This window comes from Geodermatophilus sp. SYSU D00965 (genome assembly GCF_054050075.1).
The window spans coordinates 140927-162743 of the sequence record NZ_JBJGYQ010000004.1; the positions used below are offsets into that span (position 1 = coordinate 140927).

General features: G+C 74.4%; 20 protein-coding genes and 3 tRNA genes. 16 read left to right on the forward strand and 7 right to left on the reverse strand.

The genetic code is table 11. The features are described 5' to 3' along the window. Window positions 1–30 precede the first annotated feature (30 nt). Complete coding sequence (locus ACI789_RS05235; protein ID WP_456917681.1) at window positions 31–360, reverse strand: putative quinol monooxygenase; 330 nt, start codon at window positions 358–360, stop codon at window positions 31–33. Between the two features lie 51 nt (window positions 361–411). Beyond that, window positions 412–792, reverse strand: a complete 381-nt coding sequence (locus ACI789_RS05240) for a VOC family protein (RefSeq protein WP_457007037.1) — start codon at window positions 790–792, stop codon at window positions 412–414. Window positions 793–858: 66 nt separating this feature from the next. On the opposite strand from ACI789_RS05240, the gene ACI789_RS05245 reads away from it, so the two are divergent. From ACI789_RS05245 to ACI789_RS05290, 10 genes are all read left to right on the forward strand, one after another. Then, window positions 859–1671, forward strand: coding sequence for a fumarylacetoacetate hydrolase family protein (locus ACI789_RS05245; protein ID WP_456917679.1), 813 nt, complete (start codon window positions 859–861; stop codon window positions 1669–1671). Next, on the forward strand, window positions 1668–3155 hold the full coding sequence (gene gltX / locus ACI789_RS05250; RefSeq protein WP_457007038.1) for a glutamate--tRNA ligase: 1488 nt from the start codon (window positions 1668–1670) through the stop codon (window positions 3153–3155). The genes ACI789_RS05245 and gltX overlap by 4 nt, the downstream gene beginning before the upstream one ends. Before the next feature lie 7 nt (window positions 3156–3162). Then, window positions 3163–4407 carry a CPBP family intramembrane glutamic endopeptidase gene (locus ACI789_RS05255; RefSeq protein WP_457007039.1) on the forward strand — a complete coding sequence of 415 codons (1245 nt, stop codon included), beginning with the start codon at window positions 3163–3165 and terminating at the stop codon, window positions 4405–4407. After that, a tRNA-Gln gene (locus ACI789_RS05260) sits at window positions 4393–4464 on the forward strand. Before ACI789_RS05255 ends, ACI789_RS05260 begins: the two co-directional genes overlap by 15 nt. Before the next feature lie 34 nt (window positions 4465–4498). Continuing rightward, window positions 4499–4571: transfer RNA gene (locus ACI789_RS05265), tRNA-Glu, on the forward strand. Between the two features lie 113 nt (window positions 4572–4684). Beyond that, window positions 4685–4757: transfer RNA gene (locus tag ACI789_RS05270), tRNA-Glu, on the forward strand. 137 nt (window positions 4758–4894) lie between these two features. Beyond that, a complete protein-coding gene (galT, locus tag ACI789_RS05275) occupies window positions 4895–5989 on the forward strand; it encodes a galactose-1-phosphate uridylyltransferase (RefSeq protein ID WP_457007040.1) in 1095 nt (364 codons plus the stop codon). After that, window positions 5986–7143, forward strand: a complete 1158-nt coding sequence (galK, locus tag ACI789_RS05280) for a galactokinase (RefSeq protein WP_457007041.1) — start codon at window positions 5986–5988, stop codon at window positions 7141–7143. The genes galT and galK overlap by 4 nt, the downstream gene beginning before the upstream one ends. A gap of 28 nt (window positions 7144–7171) precedes the next feature. Further along, window positions 7172–8833 carry a sodium:solute symporter family protein gene (locus tag ACI789_RS05285; protein WP_457007042.1) on the forward strand — a complete coding sequence of 554 codons (1662 nt, stop codon included), beginning with the start codon at window positions 7172–7174 and terminating at the stop codon, window positions 8831–8833. 14 nt (window positions 8834–8847) lie between these two features. Next, a complete protein-coding gene (locus ACI789_RS05290) occupies window positions 8848–9117 on the forward strand; it encodes a hypothetical protein (RefSeq protein ID WP_457007043.1) in 270 nt (89 codons plus the stop codon). A 91-nt stretch (window positions 9118–9208) separates the two neighbouring features. Here ACI789_RS05290 and ACI789_RS05295 read toward each other — a convergent pair whose 3' ends face one another. Both ACI789_RS05295 and ACI789_RS05300 read right to left on the reverse strand, forming a co-directional pair. Further along, the gene (locus ACI789_RS05295) at window positions 9209–10315 is read right to left on the reverse strand and encodes a sulfite oxidase (protein ID WP_457007044.1); all 1107 of its coding nucleotides are present in this window, start codon (window positions 10313–10315) and stop codon (window positions 9209–9211) included. A 184-nt stretch (window positions 10316–10499) separates the two neighbouring features. Continuing rightward, on the reverse strand, window positions 10500–11177 hold the full coding sequence (locus tag ACI789_RS05300) for an IclR family transcriptional regulator (RefSeq protein ID WP_457007045.1): 678 nt from the start codon (window positions 11175–11177) through the stop codon (window positions 10500–10502). 99 nt (window positions 11178–11276) lie between these two features. Between ACI789_RS05300 and leuC the strand changes: the two genes are divergently transcribed. Both leuC and leuD read left to right on the forward strand, forming a co-directional pair. After that, entirely contained in the window at window positions 11277–12701 is a 1425-nt protein-coding gene (gene leuC, locus ACI789_RS05305; RefSeq protein ID WP_457007046.1) for a 3-isopropylmalate dehydratase large subunit, read from the forward strand. 38 nt (window positions 12702–12739) lie between these two features. Further along, a complete protein-coding gene (gene leuD / locus ACI789_RS05310) occupies window positions 12740–13345 on the forward strand; it encodes a 3-isopropylmalate dehydratase small subunit (protein ID WP_457007047.1) in 606 nt (201 codons plus the stop codon). Window positions 13346–13391: 46 nt separating this feature from the next. On the opposite strand, the gene ACI789_RS05315 is transcribed toward leuD, so the two are convergent. Genes ACI789_RS05315 through cofC form a run of 3 tightly spaced genes read right to left on the reverse strand, consistent with a single transcriptional unit; the run spans window position 13392 to window position 17063 of the window. Then, window positions 13392–14306, reverse strand: a complete 915-nt coding sequence (locus tag ACI789_RS05315) for an NUDIX hydrolase (RefSeq protein ID WP_457007048.1) — start codon at window positions 14304–14306, stop codon at window positions 13392–13394. After that, window positions 14306–16375, reverse strand: a complete 2070-nt coding sequence (locus tag ACI789_RS05320) for an RNA degradosome polyphosphate kinase (RefSeq protein ID WP_457007049.1) — start codon at window positions 16373–16375, stop codon at window positions 14306–14308. Before ACI789_RS05320 ends, ACI789_RS05315 begins: the two co-directional genes overlap by 1 nt. 40 nt (window positions 16376–16415) lie before the next feature. After that, window positions 16416–17063, reverse strand: coding sequence for a 2-phospho-L-lactate guanylyltransferase (cofC, locus tag ACI789_RS05325; RefSeq protein ID WP_457007050.1), 648 nt, complete (start codon window positions 17061–17063; stop codon window positions 16416–16418). A gap of 140 nt (window positions 17064–17203) precedes the next feature. Here cofC and ACI789_RS05330 point away from each other — a divergent pair, with 140 nt between their 5' ends. The 4 genes from ACI789_RS05330 to ACI789_RS05345 are packed head-to-tail and all read left to right on the forward strand — an operon-like array spanning window position 17204 to window position 21817. Next, window positions 17204–18013 carry a lysophospholipid acyltransferase family protein gene (locus ACI789_RS05330; RefSeq protein ID WP_457007051.1) on the forward strand — a complete coding sequence of 270 codons (810 nt, stop codon included), beginning with the start codon at window positions 17204–17206 and terminating at the stop codon, window positions 18011–18013. Continuing rightward, the gene (locus tag ACI789_RS05335; protein ID WP_457007052.1) at window positions 18010–19005 is read left to right on the forward strand and encodes an NAD(P)H-dependent glycerol-3-phosphate dehydrogenase; all 996 of its coding nucleotides are present in this window, start codon (window positions 18010–18012) and stop codon (window positions 19003–19005) included. The genes ACI789_RS05330 and ACI789_RS05335 overlap by 4 nt, the downstream gene beginning before the upstream one ends. A 26-nt stretch (window positions 19006–19031) precedes the next feature. Then, window positions 19032–20165 carry a cystathionine gamma-lyase gene (locus ACI789_RS05340; protein ID WP_457007053.1) on the forward strand — a complete coding sequence of 378 codons (1134 nt, stop codon included), beginning with the start codon at window positions 19032–19034 and terminating at the stop codon, window positions 20163–20165. Then, entirely contained in the window at window positions 20162–21817 is a 1656-nt protein-coding gene (locus ACI789_RS05345) for a TIGR03767 family metallophosphoesterase (protein ID WP_457007054.1), read from the forward strand. Before ACI789_RS05340 ends, ACI789_RS05345 begins: the two co-directional genes overlap by 4 nt.

Below are 21817 nucleotides of genomic sequence, written 5' to 3' on the forward strand. Positions count from 1 at the left end.
CGCGCCCGCGCCCGCGGCGAGCTCAGGCGCTCAGCCCCGCGGCTGCACCTCGCCCATGGGGCCGAAGCCGCTGACCTCCGGGGCGTCGATGTAGATGATCTGCGGCTGCTCGGCGACCAGGTCCGACATCCAGTCGAAGGCGGCCTTGGCGTGCGGGGTGGCCACGTGCGAGGCGCCGGCCTCGGAGTCGCGGAAGCCCTCGATGCAGACGAACGTGTTCGGGTCCTCGACGCTGCGGGACCACTCGAAGAACAGGCTGCCCTCCTCGGCGTTCACCGCCGCCGCGTACTCGTCGGCCTTGGCCCGGAACTCGTCGATCCTGTCCGGCCGGACGGGGAACTTGATGACGATCAGGATCACGGGGTCCTCCTCGGTCTGGGGGCTGGGGCAGGTCTGCAGCAGGTGACCGGTCTACACCGGGTCGAGCCGGCGGCGCAGCAGGCAGAACGGGTTGCCCTCCGGGTCGGCGAGCACGTGCCAGTCCTCCTCACCGGTCTGGCCGACGTCGGCCCGCGCCGCGCCCAGACCCAGCAGCCGCTCCAGCTCGGCGTCCTGGTCCCGGTCGGTGGCGTTGACGTCCAGGTGCAGCCGGGGCTTGCCCGGGGACGGGTCGGCCACCGGGGCGAAGACCAGCGTCGGCGCGGGCCCGCCGAAGCCCGCCTCGGGGCCGATCTCGACCGCGCCGTCGTCCTCCCGGCCGATGACCCGGTAGCCCAGGACCTGCGCCCACCAGGCGGCCAGCGCCTCGGGGTCGCGGCAGTCGACGACGATCTCGCTGAGCCGGCACGCCATGAGCCGACCGTAGGGCCGCCGCGGCGCGGGCGCGGCTCGGAGGCGGCGGGTCAGTAGCCTCGACCCGTGCGCATCGTCCGCTTCGCCTCGCCCTCCGGTATGTCCTTCGGTGTCCTCGACGGGGACGGTCAGGTCGCCCAGATCGAGGGGCACCCCTTCGGCACCATCTCCTTCACCGGCCAGCGGTTCGCGCAGGCCGACGTCCGGCTGCTCTCGCCGATCCTGCCGAGCAAGGTCGTCTGCGTCGGCAAGAACTACGCCGCGCACGTCGAGGAGATGAAGACCGGGGACGCGCCGAAGGAGCCGCTGCTGTTCCTCAAGCCCTCGACGTCGGTGATCGGCCCCGGCGACGCCATCCGCATCCCGCCGGGCAGCACCAACGTCCACCACGAGGCCGAGCTCGCCGTCGTCATCGGCGCCCGCGGTGCCCGGCACGTCAGCCCGGAGCAGGCGCTGTCGACCGTCTTCGGCTACACGATCGGCAACGACGTCACCGAGCGGGACATGCAGCGCAGCGACGGGCAGTGGACCCGCGCCAAGGGCTTCGACTCGTTCTGCCCGCTCGGCCCGTGGATCGAGACCGACCTGGGCGCGCTGGGCAAGGACCCGGCCGACCTCGAGGTCACCTGCACCGTGGACGACGAGCTGCGCCAGTCCGGCCGCACCAGCCAGCTGCTGTTCGACGTCCCGACGCTGATCTCCTACATCTCGCAGGTGATGACCCTGCTGCCCGGCGACGTGGTGCTCACCGGCACGCCGTCCGGCGTCGGGCCCATCGCCCCCGGCCAGCGGGTCGAGGTCACCATCGAGGGGCTGGGCACGCTGGCCAACACCGTCACCGGCGCCGACACCACCTCGACGGCCGGGGGCGCGCGGTGACCGCCCCCGCGGCCGGCGTCCGCACCCGCTTCTGCCCGTCCCCGACGGGCACGGTGCACGTCGGCCTCCTCCGGACGGCGCTGTTCAACTGGGCGCACGCCCGGCACACCGGTGGCACGTTCGTCTTCCGCATCGAGGACACCGACGCCTCCCGGGACTCCGAGGAGTCCTACCGGCACCTGCTCGACAGCCTGCGCTGGCTGGGCCTGGACTGGGACGAGGGCCCCGAGGTCGGCGGCCCGCACGGGCCCTACCGGCAGTCGCAGCGCCACGACGTCTACCGGGAGGTGGCCGCCAAGCTGCTGGCGGCCGGGCACGCCTACGAGTCGTTCTCCACGAACGAGGAGGTCGAGGCCCGCCGGCTGGCCGCCGGGCAGGACCCCAAGCTCGGCTACGACAACGCCGACCGTTTCCTCACCGACGCGCAGAAGGCCGCCTTCCGCGACGAGGGCCGCCAGCCGGTGCTGCGGCTGCGCATGCCCGACGAGGACCTGGTCTGGACCGACCTGGTCCGCGGCGAGGTGCGGTTCGCGGCGGGGTCGGTGCCCGACTTCGTCCTCGTCCGCGGCAACGGCGTCCCGCTGTACCCGTTCGTGAACCCCGTCGACGACGCGCTGATGGAGGTCACCGACGTGCTGCGCGGGGAGGACCTGCTGCCCTCCACACCGCGGCAGCTGGCCCTGTACGCGGCGCTCACCGACATCGGCGTCGCCCGCGGCACCCCCCGCTTCGGGCACCTGCCCTACGTGACGGGGGAGGGCAACAAGAAGCTCTCCAAGCGCGACCCGCAGTCCAACGTCGACGTCTACCGCGAGCGCGGGTTCGTCCCGGAGGGGTTCGCCAACTACCTGGCGCTGCTGGGCTGGGCCATCGCCGAGGACCGGGACGTCTTCTCGATGGCCGAGATGGCCGAGGCCTTCGACGTCACGCGGGTCAGCGCCAACCCCGCCCGCTTCGACGTGAAGAAGGCCGAGGCGATCAACGCCACGCACCTGCGGGCGCTGCCGGTCGAGGATTTCGTGGCCCGCGTCGTGCCCTTCCTCGCCGGCGCCGGCCTGGTCAGCGACCCGCCGACGGCCGAGCAGGAGCGGGTGCTGCGGGCGATCGCGCCGATGGCCCAGGAGCGCGTCGTCGTGCTCTCCGACGCCGTCGAGCTGCTGCGGTTCCTCTTCGTGGAGGACGTCGAGCTCGACCCGGCGGCCGCCGCCAAGCAGCTGGCCGGCCCGGAGGCCGCCGAGGTGCTGGACGCCGCGACGACGGCGCTGCGCGACCTGCCCGAGTGGACCGCCCCCGCTGTCGAGGAGGCCCTCAAGACCGCGCTCGTGGACGGGCTGGGCCGCAAGCCGCGGCAGGCCTTCGGGCCGGTCCGGGTCGCGGTCAGCGGCCGCACCGTGTCCCCACCGCTGTACGAGTCGATCGAGCTGCTCGGCCGCGACCGCACGCTGGCCCGCCTGGCCGCGGGCCGGGCGGCCGTCCCCGGCTGACCGCGCCGTGACGACGCCCCCGGGAGGTCCTGGCCCGGCCGACGACGAGCCCTACACCGGGCCGCCGCCGACCGGGCCCTACGGGGCGCCGCCGTACGTCCCCGGCGCGGTGCACGGCGTGCACTCGCTGCCGGCGACCGGTGCCGCGGCCGGACCGGTGCCCTGGCCGCTCGGGCCGGTGCCGCTGCAGCCCGGTCCGCACACGGCCCCGCCGGGCCTGCCGCCGGGGCTGCGCTGGGCGCCGCCGCCGGGCACGCCGCCGCACGACGTCCCCGTGCCGTACCTGCACGCGATGCGCTCGCGGGACTGGCGCTGGTGGCGGCCGCTGCTGGGGCTGCTCCTGGTGGTCGTCGTCTACACCGTGGCCGCCACGGTCGTGGTGCTGGCCGCGCTGCTCACCGGGGCGTTCCCGGACCTGCAGCTGCTCGACCTGGTCGACCCCGGCGTCCTGCTGATCACCAACCTGTCCCTGATCGTGGCGATCCCGATCGTCTGGCTGGCCTGGGTCGCCGCGCACGGGATGCGGCCGGGCTGGTCGTCGTCGGTGCTGGGGCGGCTGCGCCGGCGGCTGTTCGCCCCGTTCACCCTGCTGTCCCTGCCCACGCTGGGCGCGGGCATCCTGCTGACCGTCCTGCTCGGGTTCCTCCTCGAGGGCGGCGAGGTCACCGGGCCGGTGCCCTCCTACGGCTGGCTGCTGCTGGTCGTCGTGCTCACCACGCCGCTGCAGTCGGCGGCCGAGGAGTACGTCTTCCGCGGGTACCTCAGCCAGGCCATCGCCGCGTGGTTCCGCGACGCGCGGGCCGGTGCCGTCGTCGCCGGTGTGGTCACCGCCGCGCTGTTCTCCGCGGCGCACGCCCCGCCGGACGTCTGGACCTTCCTCGACCGGTTCGCCTTCGGGCTGGCCGCCTCCGCCGTCGTGTGGCTGACCGGCGGCCTGGAGGCGGCGATCGTGCTGCACGCGGTCAACAACGTGCTGGTGTTCGTGCTGGCCGGCGGGCTGGGCGAGGGCGTGACCTCCGACTCGGTGCCGACCGGCACGGGGGTGCTCGTGGTCGTCATCGACCTGCTCGCGATGGCCGCCTACGTGGCGCTCGTGGCGCGGGCCCGGGAGCGGCTGCGGCCGGAGACGCTCACCCCCGCGCTGGACCTGCGACCAGGGTCACCCCGGGGGGTGGCGAACCCGCCGCAGAGCGTCGGGTATGGTGGTCTGCAGCGCCGCGAGGTGCAGCACGACCCTTGGGGTATGGGGTAATTGGCAGCCCGACGGATTCTGGCTCCGTTAGTCTAGGTTCGAGTCCTGGTACCCCAGCGAGGAAGCCTGGTTCCTCTTGCACCACCCGCACGGCCCCGTCGTCTAGCGGCCCAGGACGCCGCCCTCTCACGGCGGTAGCGAGGGTTCGAATCCCTTCGGGGCTACAGCAGGGGAGACCCCCTGGCCATCCGGCCAGGGGGTCTTCTCGTTGCCGGGCCGGCGTGTCCCGGGGTGGTGCGCGCGCCCGCGAGGCGGCATGGCAGGATGGTTCCCGCACGGCCCCGTCGTCTAGCGGCCCAGGACGCCGCCCTCTCACGGCGGTAGCGAGGGTTCGAATCCCTTCGGGGCTACAGCAGGGGAGAGCCCCCGGCCATCCGGCCGGGGGCTCTCGTCGTCCCGGGGTGGCTGACCGGGCCGATCGCCGCAGGACTAGCGTCTCCGGCGCTGCTCACGGTCCGTGACGGGCGGCGGGAAGGCGGGAGTGCACGTGATCCGGACGAGTCGTCGGCTGGCCGACGGCCGGGAGATCCTCTACTTCGACGCGGGGTCGCAGGCCCCCGACCGGACGGCGGAGGACACCCGCGACCTGCCCCAGGTGAGCACCCGGTCGCAGCTGCGCTGGGACCCCCTGCTCGGCGAGTGGGTCGTCCTGGCCTCGCACCGGCAGACGCGGACCTTCCTCCCGCCGGCCGACCTGTGCCCGCTGGACCCGACCCGGCCCGGCCGGGAGCCCACGGAGATCCCGGAGGCCGACTACCAGGTCGTCGTCTTCGAGAACCGCTTCCCGTCGCTGGCGACCGCGGTGGACCGCGACGTCCCGAAGACGGCGCCGGGTGCGCCGCTGACCGAGCTGCGGCCGGGGTTCGGCCGCTGCGAGGTGGTCGTGTTCACCAGCGACCACGACCGCTCCTTCGCCACCCTCGGGTTCGACCGGGCGCGGCTGGTGGTCGACGTCTGGGCCGAGCGGACCGCGGAGCTGTCGGGGATCGAGGGCGTGGAGCAGGTCTTCGTCTTCGAGAACTCCGGCGAGGAGATCGGGGTGACCCTCTCCCACCCGCACGGGCAGATCTACGCCTACCCCTTCGTGACCCCGCGGCTGGAGAAGGTGCTCGCCTCCATCGAGCGGCACCGGCGGGAGACCGGCGGGGACCTGTTCGCCGACGTGCTCGCCGCCGAGCGCAGCGGTCCGCGCGTGGTCGCGGCCAACGAGCACTGGACGGCGTTCGTCCCGGCCGCGGCCCGCTGGCCCTACGAGCTGCAGCTGTTCCCGCACCGCCGGGTGCCGGACCTCCCGGCGCTCACCGACGAGGAGCGCGACGCGCTGGCCGAGGTCTACCTCGACGTGCTCGGCCGGTTCGCGCACCGGTTCGACACCCCGATGCCCTACATCGCCGCGTGGAACCAGGCGCCGGTCGGCCGCGGCCGCGCCGACTGGTGGCTGCACCTGCAGTTGTTCTCGCTGCGCCGGGCGCCGGGGAAGCTCAAGTACCTGGCCGGCTCGGAGTCGGGCATGGGCGCCTTCATCAGCGACACGACGCCCGAGGACGTCGCCGAGCAGCTCCGCGCGGTGGTGGTCCCGTGAGCCAGGTGCAGCGGGTGCGCTCGGCGTTCGCCGAGGCCTTCGGCCGCGAGCCCGAGGGGGTCTGGGCGGCGCCGGGGCGGGTCAACGTCATCGGCGAGCACACCGACTACAACGACGGCTTCGTGCTGCCGGTGGCGCTGCCGCACACCACCCGGGCCGCCGTGGCCCGGCGCGAGGACGGCCTGGTGGCGATCGCCTCCCTCCAGCACCCCCGGGACCGCGTCGAGGTGCCGGTCGGCGAGCTGGCGCCCGGGCGGCCCGACGGGTGGTCGGGCTACGTGGCCGGCGTCGTCGCCGAGCTGCGCGACCGGCTGCCCGGCGGGGTGAGCGTCGTCGTGGACGGCGACGTGCCCTCCGGCGCCGGGCTGTCCTCCTCGGCGGCGCTCGAGTGCGCCGTCGCGCTCGCGCTGCGGGACCTCGCCGCCCCCGAGCTCGCCACCGCTGACCTGGTCGACGTGGCCCGCCGGGCGGAGAACGACTTCGTCGGCGCCCCGACGGGGATCCTCGACCAGTCCGCGTCGCTGCTGTGCACCGTCGGGCACGCGCTGTTCCTGGACACCCGCGACCGCAGCTGCGAGCAGGTGCCCTTCGACCTGGCGGCGGCGGGCCTGGAGCTGCTCGTCGTCGACACCGGGACGACCCACGACCACGCCACCGGCGGGTACGGCGACCGGCGGCGGGAGTGCGAGCAGGCCGCCGAGCGGCTCGGGGTCGCCGCGCTGCGCGACGTCCCGGACGTCGCCGCCCTCGCCGCCCTGGACGACGGCACGCCGGAGGGGGCGGTGCTGCTGCGCCGCGCCCGGCACATCGTCACCGAGAACGCCCGGGTGCTCGACGTCGTCCGGGTGCTGCGGGGGCCCGACGGGCCGGCGGCGATCGGGCCGGTGCTCACCGCGGGGCACGCCTCGCTGCGCGACGACTTCGAGATCTCCACGGCCGAGCTGGACACGTGCGTGGCCACGGCGCTGGAGGCCGGCGCCGCCGGGGCGCGGATGGTCGGCGGCGGCTTCGGCGGGAGCGCGATCGTGCTCGTGGACGCCTCGTTGACCAGCGAAGTCGCGACGATGATCACGGATCGTTTCGCGCAGGCGGGGTACAGCGCGCCACGGACCTTCGCCGTCGTGCCGTCTCCGGGGGCCCACCGACTGGTCTGACCCCACTCCGAGAAGCGGAGGTCCTGCCGTGGACGCGCTGCGCCTGGACGCCTCGTTCGTCGACTACGCGCTCGTCGTCGTCTACTTCGCCGTCGTCCTGCTGATCGGGTTCGCGGCCCGCCGTCGCGTCTCCGACAGCCTGGACTTCTTCCTCTCGGGGCGGTCGCTGCCGGCGTGGGTGACCGGTCTGGCGTTCATCTCGGCGAACCTGGGCGCGGTCGAGATCATCGGGATGTCGGCCAACGGCGCGCAGTACGGCATGCCGACCATGCACTACTTCTGGGTCGGCGCGGTGCCCGCCATGCTCTTCCTGGGCGTGGTGATGATGCCCTTCTACTACGGGTCGAAGGTGCGCAGCGTCCCGGAGTTCATGCGCCGGCGGTTCGGTACCGGTGCCCACCTGGTCAACGCGCTGAGCTTCGCCCTGGCGCAGGTGCTCATCGCGGGGATCAACCTGTTCCTGCTGGCCACCATCGTCAACGCGCTGCTGGGCTGGCCGCTGTGGGTGTCGCTGATCGTCGCGGCCGTGGTGGTGCTCAGCTACATCACCCTGGGCGGGCTGTCGGCGGCCATCTACAACGAGGTGCTGCAGTTCTTCGTCATCGTCGCGGCTCTGCTGCCGCTGACGCTGATCGGCCTGCACCGCGTCGGCGGCGTCGGCGGGCTGATCGACGAGTTCACGTCCGCCGGCTACGAGGAGCAGTTGTCCTCGTGGCCGGGCACGGAGCTGTCCGGCTTCCAGAGCCCGGTTTGGTCGACCGTCGGCATCGTCTTCGGCCTCGGGTTCGTGCTCTCCTTCGGCTACTGGACGACGAACTTCGTCGAGGTCCAGCGGGCGATGGCGACCAAGTCGATGTCCGCGGCGCGCAGCACGCCGATCATCGGGTCGTTCCCGAAGATGTTCGTGCCGTTCATCGTGGTCATCCCGGGCATGATCGCCTCGGTCCTGGTGCCGGAGATCGAGCAGCTCAAGGCCGGGCAGGACAGCGAGCTGACCTACAACGAGGCGATCCTCGGGCTGATCCGGGACGTGCTGCCCAACGGGCTGCTGGGCATCGCGATCGCCGGCCTGCTCGCCGCCTTCATGGCGGGGATGGCGGCCAACATCTCCGCGTTCAACACCGTCTTCAGCTACGACCTGTGGCAGCAGTACGTGAAGAAGGACCGGCCCGACGGCTACTACCTCACGGTCGGCCGCTGGGCGACGGTGGGGGCCACGGTCGTCGCCATCGGCACGGCGCTCATCGCGGCCGGCTACAGCAACCTGATGGACTACCTGCAGACGCTGTTCGGCTTCTTCAACGCCCCGCTGTTCGCCACGTTCATCCTCGGCATGTTCTGGAAGCGGATGACGCCGACGGCCGGCTGGGCCGGGCTGGTCTCGGGGACCCTCGGGGCGATCGTCGTCTTCGTGCTCAGCGAGACCGGCGTCCTGACGCTGCCCGGGCAGGGCGCGGCGTTCGTGGCGGCCGGCACGGCGTTCGTCGTCGACATCGTGGTCAGCGTCGCGGTGACGGCGGTGACCACGCCGAAGCCGGTGGCCGAGCTGGCCGGCCTGGTCTACTCCGAGACCCCCCGCGAGGCACGCACCGATCCCGAGGCGCACCGGCTGCCCTGGTACCAGTCGCCGACCAAGCTGGCCGGGATCTCCCTGGTCCTGGTCGTGGCCCTGAACGTCATCTTCCGGTGAGAGGGGAGCGCGACGTGAGCGAGCAGCGCAGGCACGCGGCGGGGGCGTTCGACGTCCGCAACGTCATCGCGGGCCTGATCGGCCTCTACGGACTCGTGCTGGTCCTCATGGGGCTGTTCGCGTTCGATGACGCCGAGCAGGCCAGGACCGGCGACGTCAACGCCAACCTGTGGGCCGGCATCGGGATGCTGGTGTTCGCCGCGGCGTTCGGGCTGTGGTCGCGGCTGCGTCCGGTGGTCGTCGAGGAGCGTCCGGCCGACGACCACGACCGCCCGGCGCACTGAGCAAGGACCCCCAGGAGGACCCCGTCCCACCCACCGCTCGCAGGCTCGCGGCGGTGCCCTGGACGGGGCCGCGTGCGAAGGCGGATCCGGGTCATCCCAGCACGGTGACCGGCACCCGCTGCACGAGGTTGTTCGCCATGCCCTGCCGGTTCCACGGCTGCTCGGTCGGCTGCGGCCCGGCCTCGTCGGAGGCGCGGACGACGAACTCGTAGTTGCCCGGCTCGGCGGTCCACGGCAGCACCCAGGCGCGCCAGGCGTAGGGGTGCGCCGGGTCCGGGGGCGCCAGGTCGGCCTGCAGCCAGCTCGTCCCGCCGTCGGGACTGACCTCCACGGAGGTCACCGGCGCCCGGCCGGACCAGGCGCGCCCGATCAGCGTCACCGGCCCCGGGCGGCAGAACCGCTCCCGGGTCATGAAGTCGGGGAAGCCGGGCGGGGTCATCAGCGCCCGCGGGGCGATGCGGGTCACCGGCTCGCCCTCGTCGTCGGCGTCCACCTTGAGCCGGTAGGCCGTGGCGTTCTGGAAGCCGTCGAAGGGGCGGTCGAGCACGTCGATGCGGGTCAGCCACTTCACCTGGGCCATGCCGTACCAGCCGGGGACCACCAGTCGCAGGGGAGCGCCGTGCTGGGGCGGCAGCGGGGCCCCGTTCATCGCCCACACCAGCAGGACGTCGGGTCGCAGCGCCTCGGTCAGCGGCAGGCTCCTCGCGTAGTCCTGCTCGACACCGCGCTCGAGCCCGTGGTCGGCGCCGGTGAAGGCGACGTCGACGGCGTCCGGTCGCAGGCCCGCCTCCTCGAGGAGAGGAGCCAGCGGCGTGCCGGTCCACTCCGCGGAGCCGACCGCCTCCAGCAGCCAGGGCTGGCTGACCGGCCGGGGCTCGAGCCGGGCGCGGCCGTTGCCGGCGCACTCCAGCAGCACGCGAGAGGTGACCTCCGGCCGGGCGCGCAGGTCGTCGAGGTCCAGCGACAGCGGCCGCTCGACCGCGCCGCCGACCTCCAGCCGCCAGCCGGCGGGGTCGACCGCCGGGATGTCGTAGTGGGTGAGCACGTAGTGCAGCCCCGGCGGGGTGACGTCGTAGCGCAGCGCCTCCAGCGGCATGCCGTGGTTGCGCGTGGCCAGCGCCAGTTCGTCCAGGCCGATGCCCTCCCCGGGCTCGGCGATGCGGAAGCGGCCCCGGGCGGACACATCGGTGAGGCTCATGACAGGTGTGTACGCCCGCCCGCGCCCCCGGAGAACCCCTCCTCCGCGTTGATCATGGGCTTGGTGCAGGGGACGCGCGACGACACGCCGCGGGTGCCGACCACAAGCCCATGATCAACTGCGGGGGGTGGGTGCGGACGGCGGTGGGTGCGGACGGCGGGGCTCTCAGCGGGCGGCGGGGCTCTCAGCGGGCGGCGCGGGAGATGGCGCCGGCCGCCTCCAGCACGGCGCCGACGATCTCCGGGGCCGGACGGCGGCCCAGCCGCTCCACCGGCCCGGAGATCGAGACCGCACCCAGCACCCCGCCGGCGGCGTCGCGCACCGGTGCCGACAGCGACGCCACGCCGGGCTCGCGCTCGGCGATGCTGTGCGCCCAGCCCCGCCGGCGGACGTCGAGCAGCGTGCGCGCGGTGAAGCTCGCGGCCGGCAGCAGCGGGGTGACCTCGTCGGCCGGCGCGAAGGCCAGCAGCGCGTGCGCCGCGGAGCCGGCGGTCATGGGCAGCCGTGCTCCGACGGGGACGGTGTCGCGCAGCCCGTGGGACCGCTCGGCGGCGGCCACGCACACCCGGGTGGCGCCGTCGCGCACGTAGAACTGCGCGCTCTCCCCGCTCTGGTCGCGCAGTGTGGCCAGGTGCCGGCCGGCCACCTCGGCGAGGTCGGCGGTGCCCCGCCCCAGTTCGGCCAGGCCCGGTCCGGGCGCCCACGCCCCGGCCGTCGTGCGGCGGACCAGGCGGTGGCCCTCCAGCGCGACGGCCAGCCGGTGCGCGGTCGCACGGGGCAGCCCCGTGCGCTCGACCAGCTCGGCGAGGGTCGCGGGCTCGGCGGCGACGGCGCGGAGGATGGCCACTGCTTTGTCCAGCACGGCAACGGGGTTAGGCTGTCCCACACAGCAATACTCGCATCCCACTGCATGGGATGGCCAGCAGGCCGCAGCGAGACCGCACCCAGGAGGGACCCCACCGTGCCGAAGACCCTGGCGGAGAAGGTCTACGACGCCCACGTCGTGCGCAGCGCCGCGGGTGAGCCGGACCTGCTCTTCATCGACCTGCACCTCGTGCACGAGGTGACCAGCCCCCAGGCGTTCGACGGCCTCCGGGCGGCCGGCCGCACCGTCCGCCGTCCGGACCTCACGATGGCGACCGAGGACCACAACGTCCCGACGCTGGACATCCTCAAGCCCATCGCCGACCCGGTCAGCCGCGCGCAGGTCGAGGCGCTGCGCCGCAACGCCGCCGAGTTCGGCATCCGGCTGGCCCCGATGGGCGACCGCGACCAGGGCATCGTGCACGTCATCGGCCCGCAGCTGGGCCTCACCCAGCCGGGCATGACGATCGTCTGCGGTGACAGCCACACCTCCACCCACGGGGCGTTCGGCGCGTTGGCCTTCGGCATCGGCACCAGCGAGGTCGAGCACGTGCTGGCCACGCAGACGCTGCCGCAGTACCGGCCCAAGCAGATGGCGGTCACCGTCGACGGCGAGCTGCCGCCGGGTGTGTCCGCCAAGGACGTCATCCTGGCCGTCATCGCCCAGATCGGCACCGGCGGCGGCCAGGGCCACGTCATCGAGTACCGCGGCAGCGCCATCGAGAAGCTGTCGATGGAGGCCCGGATGACGATCTGCAACATGTCGATCGAGGCCGGCGCCAAGGCCGGGCTGATCGCCCCGGACGAGACCACCTTCGCGTTCCTGCAGGACAAGCCGCACGCCCCGAAGGGCGCCGACTGGGACGCCGCCGTCGAGTACTGGCGGACGCTGCGCACCGACGAGGACGCCGTCTTCGACCGCGAGGTGCACATCGACGCGGCGTCCCTGACGCCCTTCGTCACCTGGGGCACCAACCCCGGCCAGGGCCTGCCGATCGCCGAGCGGGTGCCCGACCCGGCCGACTTCGCCGACGAGAACGACCGGCGTGACGTCGAGGGCGCGCTGGCCTACATGGGCCTGACCCCGGGCACCCCGCTGCGCGAGATCGAGGTCGACACCGTCTTCCTGGGCTCGTGCACCAACGGCCGGATCGAGGACCTGCGGGTCGCCGCCGAGCTGCTGCGCGGCAAGAAGGTCGACGCGCACACCCGGATGCTCGTCGTCCCGGGGTCGGTGGCCGTCAAGGCGCAGGCCGAGGCGGAGGGCCTGGACCAGGTCTTCGTCGAGGCCGGCGCCGAGTGGCGCGGCGCGGGCTGCTCGATGTGCCTGGGCATGAACCCCGACCAGCTCAAGCCGGGGGAGCGCTCGGCCTCCACGAGCAACCGCAACTTCCAGGGCCGTCAGGGCAAGGGCGGCCGCACCCACCTGGTCAGCCCCGCCGTCGCCGCGGCCACCGCGATCACCGGCAAGCTCACCGCCCCGGCCGACCTGGACGACGCCGCCCGCCTCGAGACGGTCTGACCACCCGCCCCGCCGCCCCAGACAGGAAGTCCGAGTCAATGGAAGCCTTCACCACCCACACCGGCACCGCGGCCCCGCTGCGGCGGACCAACGTCGACACCGACCAGATCATCCCGGCCGAGTACCTCAAGCGGATCACCCGCACCGGGTTCGAGGACGGCCTGTTCGTCGCCTGGCGCACCAACGAGCCGGAGTTCGTGCTCAACAAGCCGGAGTACGCCAACGCCTCGGTCCTGGTGGCCGGTCCGGACTTCGGCACCGGCTCGTCCCGCGAGCACGCCGTCTGGGCGCTGATGGACGGCGGGTTCCGCGTGGTCATCAGCTCGCGGTTCGCCGACATCTTCCGCAACAACTCGACCAAGGCCGGGCTGCTCACCGTGCTGCTGCCGCAGGCCGACGTCGAGGCGCTGTGGAAGGCGATCGAGGCCGACCCCACCCTCGAGGTGACCGTCGACCTGCAGGCCAAGGAGGTCCGCTACGCGGGCGTCACCGTGCCGTTCGAGATCGACGACTACACCCGCTGGCGGCTGCTGGAGGGCCTCGACGACGTCGGCCTGACCGAGCGGCACCTGGCCGAGATCGAGGCCTACGAGGCCGGCCGCAAGCCCTGGCTGCCGAAGGCGCAGCCCGCCCTCCCCGCGTGACCCGTCCCTGAGGGGCACAAGTGGCCACTTCTGCCCCTCAGGGACCTCAGCGGGGGGCGCTGTCGTCGGAGTCGGAGTCGGGGTCGAAGTCGCGGTAGTAGTCCGCGGCCAGCGCGCCCGGCCGGCTGCCGAGGGCCCAGGTGCTGCCCTTGGCAGCCGGCGGGTGCAGCCGCCCGGCCGCCCCGGCCCAGCGCACACCCAGGTCGAGCAGCACCGACGGGATGGCCCCGCCCTGGCTGCAGACGACGGTGACCCCGGGCGACCCGAGCAGCCGCTCCACGACCGCGAGGCCCGCCTCGGGGTCGGCGGAGAACTCCTCCTCGCCCAGCTCCGGGCAGTCCTCGACGGCGAGCCCCAGTCGCTCGGCCAGGGGCTCCACCGTCTCCCGGCAGCGCGTGGGCCGGGCCGACAGCACCGCCGTCGGGCCGAACAGCGGCAGCACCTGGGCCAGCCGCGCGGCCTGCCGTCGTCCCTTGCCGTCCAGGGGGCGCAGCTCGTCGGGGCCGTCCCACTCCGACTTGTCCCCGGCCCGGCCGTGCCGCACCAGCAGCAGCGCCGGCTCGCGGGGGACGTCGGTGCGCGCGAGGTCGGCCAGCACCGCACGGTCGGCGTCGTGGCTCACCAGCGCCCCGGCGTCGTCCAGGGACAGCCAGCGCAGCTCGTCGACCTCGGAGTTGGGCACGAACTCCCCACCGACCACCCGCATCAGCCAGTAGTCCACGCGCTTGGTGCCCTCGGGGACCTCGTACTCGGTGCGCACGCTGCGCCGGCCCGCGACGACGTCCAGCCCGGTCTCCTCGACGGCCTCCCGGGCGGCGGCGGTCAGCGCGTGCTCGCCGGCGTCGAGCTTGCCCTTGGGCAGCGACCAGTCGTCGTACTTGGGCCGGTGCACCACCGCCGTCTCGATGGCCCCGTCACGGGCCGGCCGCCACAGCGCCCCGCCCGCTGCCCGGACGACCATCACCCCGCGCCGTTCGCGTGCTCGGCGGCCATGGCCATGAGCCCCGCCTGGTAGTCCCGGCCCTCCCGGCGGGTCCAGGTCGCGTCGGCCCCCAGCTCCCAGCAGCGGACGTCGTCGGCCATCGCCTGGTCGAAGACGTCCTCCAGCGTGCGGTGCGCCTGCTCGTCGCAGACCTGCAGCAGCACCTCCACCCGGCGGTCGAGGTTGCGGTGCATGAGGTCGGCGCTGCCGATCCACCACTCGCCCTCGCCGGCGTTGCGGAAGTTCATCACCCGCGAGTGCTCCAGGAACCGGCCGACGATCGACCGCACCCGCACGTTCTCGGACAGGCCCGGGACGCCGGGGCGCAGCGAGCAGATGCCGCGGATGAACAGCTCCACCGGCACACCGGCCGCCGACGCCTCGTACAGCGCGTCGATCACCTGCTCGTCGACCAGCGAGTTCACCTTGATCCGGATGCCGGCCGGGCGGCCCTCACGGGCGTGGCGGGCCTCCCGGCGGATCTTCTCCACCAGCCCGGCGCGGACCCCGTGCGGCGCCACCATCAACCGGCGGTAGGTCGTCTGGCGCGAGTACCCGGTGAGGGTGTTGAACAGGTCGGTGAGGTCGGCGCCCACCCGCGGGTCGGCGGTGAGGATGCCGAGGTCCTCGTAGAGGCGGGCGGTCTTCGGGTTGTAGTTGCCCGTGCCGATGTGGCAGTAGCGGCGGATGACGCCGCCCTCGCGGCGCACCACGAGCGCCGTCTTGCAGTGCGTCTTCAGCCCGACCAGTCCGTAGACCACGTGGCAGCCGGCACGCTCCAGCGAGCGGGCCCAGCTGATGTTGGCCTCCTCGTCGAAGCGGGCCTTGATCTCGACGAGGACGACGACCTGCTTGCCGGCCTCGGCCGCGTCGATGAGGGCGTTGACGATCGGGGAGTCGCCGGAGGTGCGGTAGAGCGTCTGCTTGATCGCCAGGACGTTCGGGTCGGCGGCGGCCTGCTCGATGAACCGCTGCACGCTGGTCGCGAACGACTGGTACGGGTGGTGGACGAGCACGTCGCCCTCGCGCAGCGTGGCGAACACGCTCTTGGGCGTCTCGCCCTCCGACAGCCGGGGGTGGGTGGCCGGGACGAACGGCTCGTCCTTGAGCTCCGGCCGGTCGAGGTCGACCAGCGCCCACAGCGCGGCCAGGTCGAGCAGGCCGGGCACCTGGACGACGTCCTCCTTGTCGACCTCCAGCTCGTTGATCAGCACCTGGAGGATCCGGGGGTCCATCGACTCGGCGACCTCCAGCCGCACCGCCGGGCCGAAGCGGCGGCGGGCCAGCTCGCGCTCGAGGGCCTGGAGCAGGTCCTCGTCGCGGTCCTCCTCGACCTCGAGGTCGGCGTTGCGGGTGACCCGGAACAGGTGGTGGTCGAGCACGTCGAGGCCGGGGAACAGCTGCGGCAGGTGCGCGGCGATGAGGTCCTCGAGCGGCAGGAAGGTCGCCTCGGAGTCGACCGCCCCCACCGGCACGAACCGCGGCACGTTGTTGGGCACCTTGAGCCGGGCGAAGCGCGGCGCGCCCGTGTCGGGGTCGCGCACCGAGACGGCGAGGTTCAGCGAGAGCCCGCTGATGTAGGGGAACGGGTGCGCCGGGTCGACGGCGAGCGGGGTGAGCACCGGGAACACCTGGTCGCGGAAGTACTCGCGCAGCCGCTTGGCCTCGACGTCGGCCAGCTCGTCCCAGTGCACGATGCGGATCCCGGCGTCCTCCAGCCGCGGGGTGATGTCCTTGGTGAAGACGTCGCCGTGCCGGTGCACCAGCTCGCGGGTCCGCTCGGTCACCCGCGCCAGCTGCTCGCGGATGGTCAGCCCGTCGGGGGAGCGGACCGTCAGCCCGGTGCTCTGCCGGCGCTTCAGCCCGGCGATCCGCACCATGTAGAACTCGTCGAGGTTGCTCGCGAAGATCGCGAGGAACTTCACCCGTTCCAGGAGCGGCAGGGAGTCGTCCTCGGCCAGTTCGAGGACGCGGGCGTTGAAGTCGAGCCAGGACAGCTCGCGGTTGATGTACCGGTCGGACGGCGCGCCGGATCGGGTGGAGGGCACGCGGTCATCGTGCCGCAGCAAGGTGAACGGCAGGCAACGGTCACAGGCAGCAGGCGGTCCTGGCCAGCAGGGCGCCGGTGCGGGGCCCCACCCCCAGGGCCACGGCCGCGGCCAGGTCGGCCGGCGTGTCCACGTCCCGGGACAGCCCCGGCCACCGCCCGGTGAGCTCGACCGCGCCGCCCTCGCGGTGCCGCTCGGCCGACCCGGCCCCGAACGCGGGGGCCAGGTCCACGCCGGCGGCGGTCAGCAGCGTCGTCCCGGTGCCCTGCGCGTCGGTGACCAGGCAGCGCGGCGCCGCCCCGGCCGCGGTCAGCGCGGCGGTCAGCTCGTCGGGGCGCAGCGCGGGCAGGTCGGAGGACAGCGCCGCGACGGAGCGGCTGCCGGTGGCGCGGGCGCCGTGGGCGAGAGCGGGGTTCAGGCCGCGGTCGGGCTGGTCGGGCACGGTACGGGCGCCCAGCGCGGTCACCAGCGCGGCCGACCGCGGCTCGTCGGTGACCACCAGGACGTCGGCGACCGCGGCCGAGGCGAGCGCGGCCGCGACCGTGTCGGCCAGCAGCGCCAGCACCAGCTCGGCGTGCGCGGCGCCCGGCGGACCGCCGAGCGAGTCGGTCAGCGGGGTCAGCCGGGTCTTGGCGACGGCGAGCCGTTTCGCCGGGACGACGACCGACCACCGGGACACGGGTCCCATGTGACCACACCCGCCGGGAGCGGGGCCCGGTTCTCCGCACGAGGACCCCGTGCAGCGCGGGGACCGGGCCAGGCCCGATCATGGGCGCAGATCCCATCCCGCGGCGGCAGGCCACGGGAGCGGCAGGAGGGAGGGTGCCGGTGAGCCAGGACCGGTCCCCGGGGACCACGCACCGACCGGGAGGCCCGCCGGCGCGGTGGCGCACGCGCGGGCGGATCCCCCCGGCGCTGTGGCTGTGCGTCGTGCTGGTCTACCCGCTGGTCTCCCTGCTGTTCCGGCTGCGCTACCGGCACACCGAGCGGTTCCCGCGCACCGGGCCGGTGATCGTGGTCGCCAACCACGTCTCGGTCCTCGACCCGCTGGCGTGCGCCCGGCTGGTGTGGGACTGCGGCCGCGTCCCGCACTTCCTGGCGAAGGCGTCGGTCTTCAAGGGCGTGGTCGGGAGGATCCTGCGCAGCGCCGGGCAGATCCCGGTGTCCCGCGGCTCGGCCGACGCGCGCAGCTCGCTGACCGCGGCGGAGGACGACCTCGCCCGGGGCAACGTCGTCGTCATCTACCCGGAGGGCTCGGTCACCCGCGACCCCGACTGGTGGCCGATGGAGGCCCGCACCGGCGTGGCCCGGCTGGCCCTGAGCACCGACGCGGTGGTGCTGCCGGTGGCCCAGTGGGGGCCGCAGCGGCTGCACGACTACCACGCCAAGAAGCTGCACCTGCGGCTGCGGGTGCCGACCGACTACCTGGTCGGCGAGCCGCTGGACCTCGAGGAGCTGCGCGCCGAGGTCCGCGCCGGCCGGCCCCTCACCGCGGACCTGCTGCGCGAGGTCACCGAGCGGATGATGGCCGCCGTCCGCGACCAGCTGGCCGAGCTGCGCGGCGAGCCGGCCCCGGCGACGTTCGCGCCGCGCCCGCAGCGCCGCCTGCCCGGCGACCTGCCGGGGAGCGCCGCGTGACGCGAGCGGCGGTCCTCGGCGCCGGTTCCTGGGGGACGACGTTCGGCAAGGTGCTCGCCGACGCCGGCTGCTCGGTCACCCTGCACGCCCGGCGGCCGGAGCTGGCGCGGGTGATCACCGAGACGCGGGAGAACCCGGACTACCTGCCCGGCATCCGGCTGCCCGGGCGGTTGCGGGCCACCGCGGACGCCGAGGAGGCGCTGCAGGACGCCGAGATCGTCGTCCTCGCCGTCCCCTCGCAGTCGCTGCGGGACAACCTCACCGAGTGGACGCCGCTGCTGCCCGACGACGCGGTGCTGCTGTCGCTGATGAAGGGCATCGAGCTCGGCACCACCAAGCGGATGAGCCAGGTCATCTGCGAGGTCACCGGCGCCGGCGCGGACCGGGTGGCGGCGCTGTCGGGCCCCAACCTGGCGCGGGAGATCGCCGAGGAGCAGCCCGCCGCGACGGTCATCGCCTGCGCCGACCACGAGCGCGCGGCGCAGGTCCAGGCCGCCTGTCACACCCCCTACCTGCGGCCGTACACCAACCGCGACCTGGTCGGCTGCGAGATCGGCGGGGCGGTGAAGAACGTCATCGCGCTGGCCTGCGGCATCACCGAGGGGATGGGGTTCGGGGACAACACCCGCGCCTCGCTGATCACCCGCGGGCTGGCCGAGACCGCCCGCCTGGGCGCCGCCCTCGGCGCGGAGCCGACCACGTTCGCCGGGCTGGCCGGCCTCGGCGACCTGGTCGCCACCTGCAGCTCGCCGCTGTCGCGCAACCGCACGTTCGGGGAGAAGCTGGGGCGTGGGATGACGCTGGAGGAGGTCCAGCAGACCACCCGCCAGGTCGCCGAGGGCGTCAAGAGCTGCCGCCCGGTGCTCGACCTGGCCGGCGCGCACGGGGTCGACATGCCGCTCACCGAGGCGGTCGTCCGGGTGTGCCACGAGAACGTGCCGGCGGCGCAGATGGTGAAGGAGATCATGTCCCGGGAAGCGAAGCCCGAGTGACCGAGCCGACCGAGGGCGGAGCCCGGGTGACCGAGCCCGCCTGGGGGGACGGCACCCGGTCGGTCCGGGCCGGCGAGACCGAGACCGTCCCCGGTGCGCCGCTGCGGCCCTCGCCGGTCTTCGCCGCCCCGTACCACCTCGGCGACCAGCCCCCGCGGGCCGGCGGCGCCGACGCCTACGCGCGCACCGAGCACCCGACGCTGCGGGTCTTCGAGGCCGCCGTCGGGGAGCTCGACGGCGGCCGCTGCCTGTCCTTCGCCACCGGCATGGCCGCGGTCAGCGCCGCGGTGCTGGCCGTGGCCCGGGCCGGGGACCGCGTGGTGCTGCCCTCGGACGGCTACTACACGACCCGGCTGCTCGCCCGCGAGGAGCTCGAGCGCCTCGGCGTCCGCGTCGAGTACGTGCCCACGCCCGCGATCGAGGCGGTCGCCGCCCGCGGGGACCTGGAGGGCGCCCGGCTGGTCCTGCTGGAGACCCCCAGCAACCCGCAGCTGGACGTCTGCGACATCGCCGCGGTCGCCCGGGCCACCCGCGCCGCCGGAGCCGTCCTGGCCGTGGACAACACCACCGCCACCCCGCTCGGCCAGCGGCCGCTCGAGCTCGGCGCCGACCTCACCGTCGGCAGCGACACCAAGGCGCTGACCGGCCACAGCGACCTGCTGCTCGGCCACGTGAGCACGACCGACGACGAGCTGTGGGCCCGGCTCAAGGCCTTCCGCGACCACACCGGCGGCACGCCGGGGCCGTTCGAGGCGTGGCTCGGGCACCGCTCGATGAGCACGCTGGACCTGCGGCTGGCCCGCCAGGCCGCGACCGCGGCGGCCGTCGCCGACCTGCTGGCGGCGCACCCCGCGGTGACCGGCGTCCGGTGGCCGTGGCGTCCCGGCGACCCGTCGCACGCCCTGGCCACCCGGCAGATGCTGCGCCCGAACGGGGTGCTGTCGGCGCAGCTGGCCGACGAGGACGCGGTGCGGCGGCTGCTGGCCGGCAGCCGGCTGTGGACGGCGGCGACCAGCTTCGGCGGGGTGCACAGCACCGTCGACCGCCGGGCGCAGTGGGGCGGGGACGCCGTCCCGCCGGGCTTCGTCCGCCTCTCCTGCGGGATCGAGGACACCGCCGACCTCGTCGCCGACCTCACCGCCGCGCTCGACCGCCGGTGAGCCGCACGACGCTGGAGCGCGTGCTCGGCGCCGGCCCGGTGCTGCGCCGTGGCCGCGACACCGACTACCACGCGCTGGCCTGGCACCCGGGGGAGCGGCACCGCACCCGCCGGGAGCTGGTCGGCGCCACCTGGGAGCCGCCGCGCACCGGGGTGCGGCCGCTGGCCTGCCTGGCGCACGTGACCGACGTCCAGCTGGCCGACGTGTGCTCCCCGGCCCGCTTCGAGTTCTTCAACGGGCACTTCGCCGACCCGCGGATGCGCGCGCTGGTGCCGATGCACCGGCCGCAGGAGGCGATCACCGCGCACGCGGTGGACGCGCTCGTCCGCACGCTCAACGGGCTGTCCGGCGGGCCGCGCACCGGGCACCCGCTGCAGGTGGTGGTCACCACCGGGGACGCGATCGACAACGCCCAGTGGAACGAGCTGGAGCTCTTCCTCGCCGTCCTCCGCGGCGGGCCGGTGTGGCCGGGGGCGGGCCTGTCGGCCTACGACGGCGTGCAGGCCGCCGGCTGGCCGCACGACCTGTTCTGGCGCCCCGAGGGGGACGACCCCGAGCCGGACGTCTACCGGGCCCGCCACGGCTTCCCCGACCGGCCCGGGCTGCTCGCCGCGGCGTTCGCGTCGTTCGCCGCGGAGGGGCTGCGCCTGCCCTGGCTGGGCTGCCACGGCAACCACGAGGCGCTCATCGCCGGCGTCGGCGTCCCCACCCCGGCCCTGGAGGGGCTGCTGCTCGCCGACCGCAAGCCGGTCGAGCTCGCCCCGGACGTGCCGCTGGACGACGCGCTGCGGCTGTTCACCCTCTCCTCGGAGGTCTTCACGACCGCGGGGGCCCGCACCGTCACCCCGCTGGCCCAGCGCCGGTTCATCGACCGCCGGGACTTCGTCGCCGCGCACCTGGCCGACGGCGGCCGGCCGGCCGGGCACGGGTTCACCGAGGCCAACCTGCGCGACGGCACCGCCTACTACGCGTGGGACGGCCTGCCCGGGGTCCGCGTGGTGTGCCTGGACACCACCCGGGTCACCGGCGGCGGCGACGGCTCGCTGGACGCCGCCCAGGGGCGCTGGCTGGAGGAGCGGCTGCGCGAGGTCTCCTCGGTGGTGGTCGAGCCCGACGGCACCCGGGTGGCCACCGGCAACCCCGACCGGCTGGTCGTCGTGATCTCCCACCACGGGTACTCCACGCTGCACCGCGACGACCCGTGGCGTCCGCGTCCGGCCGCGGACGCCGGCGTCCTGGGCGGCCCCGAGCTGGTCGCGCTGCTGCACCGGTTCCCCAACGTGGTGCTGTGGCTCAACGGGCACACCCACGTCAGCGAGGTGCGCCCGTGGGCCTCCCCGGAGGAGGCCGGCCGGGGCTTCTGGGAGGTCACCACCTGCGCGGTCGTCGACTGGCCCGGGCAGGCGCGGCTGGTGGAGTTCCTCGACAACGGCGACGGCACGCTGTCGCTGGTCTGCACGATGGTCGACCACGACAGCCCGGCCCGGCCGCCGTCCCCGCTGGACCCGGCGGCCCGGGCGCCCTCGGCGCTGGCGTCGCTGCACCGGGAGCTGTCGGCCAACGTGCCCTGGGCCGGCCTGGACGCCGGGCTGGCCGGCGGGCCGGAGGACCGCAACGTGGAGCTGGTGCTGCGCTCGCCGTTCCCGCGCTGA

Coding starts and splice junctions, on each gene's coding strand:
- ACI789_RS05315 (WP_457007048.1), bottom strand. CDS start 14,306: ATGGTCGTCCGGGCAGCGGGCGGGGCGCTGTGGCGGCCGGCCCGTGAC.
- cofC (WP_457007050.1), bottom strand. CDS start 17,063: ATGGGACCCGTGTCCCGGTGGTCGGTCGTCGTCCCGGCGAAACGGCTC.
- ACI789_RS05240 (WP_457007037.1), bottom strand. CDS start 792: ATGGCGTGCCGGCTCAGCGAGATCGTCGTCGACTGCCGCGACCCCGAG.
- leuD (WP_457007047.1), top strand. CDS start 12,740: ATGGAAGCCTTCACCACCCACACCGGCACCGCGGCCCCGCTGCGGCGG.
- ACI789_RS05295 (WP_457007044.1), bottom strand. CDS start 10,315: ATGAGCCTCACCGATGTGTCCGCCCGGGGCCGCTTCCGCATCGCCGAG.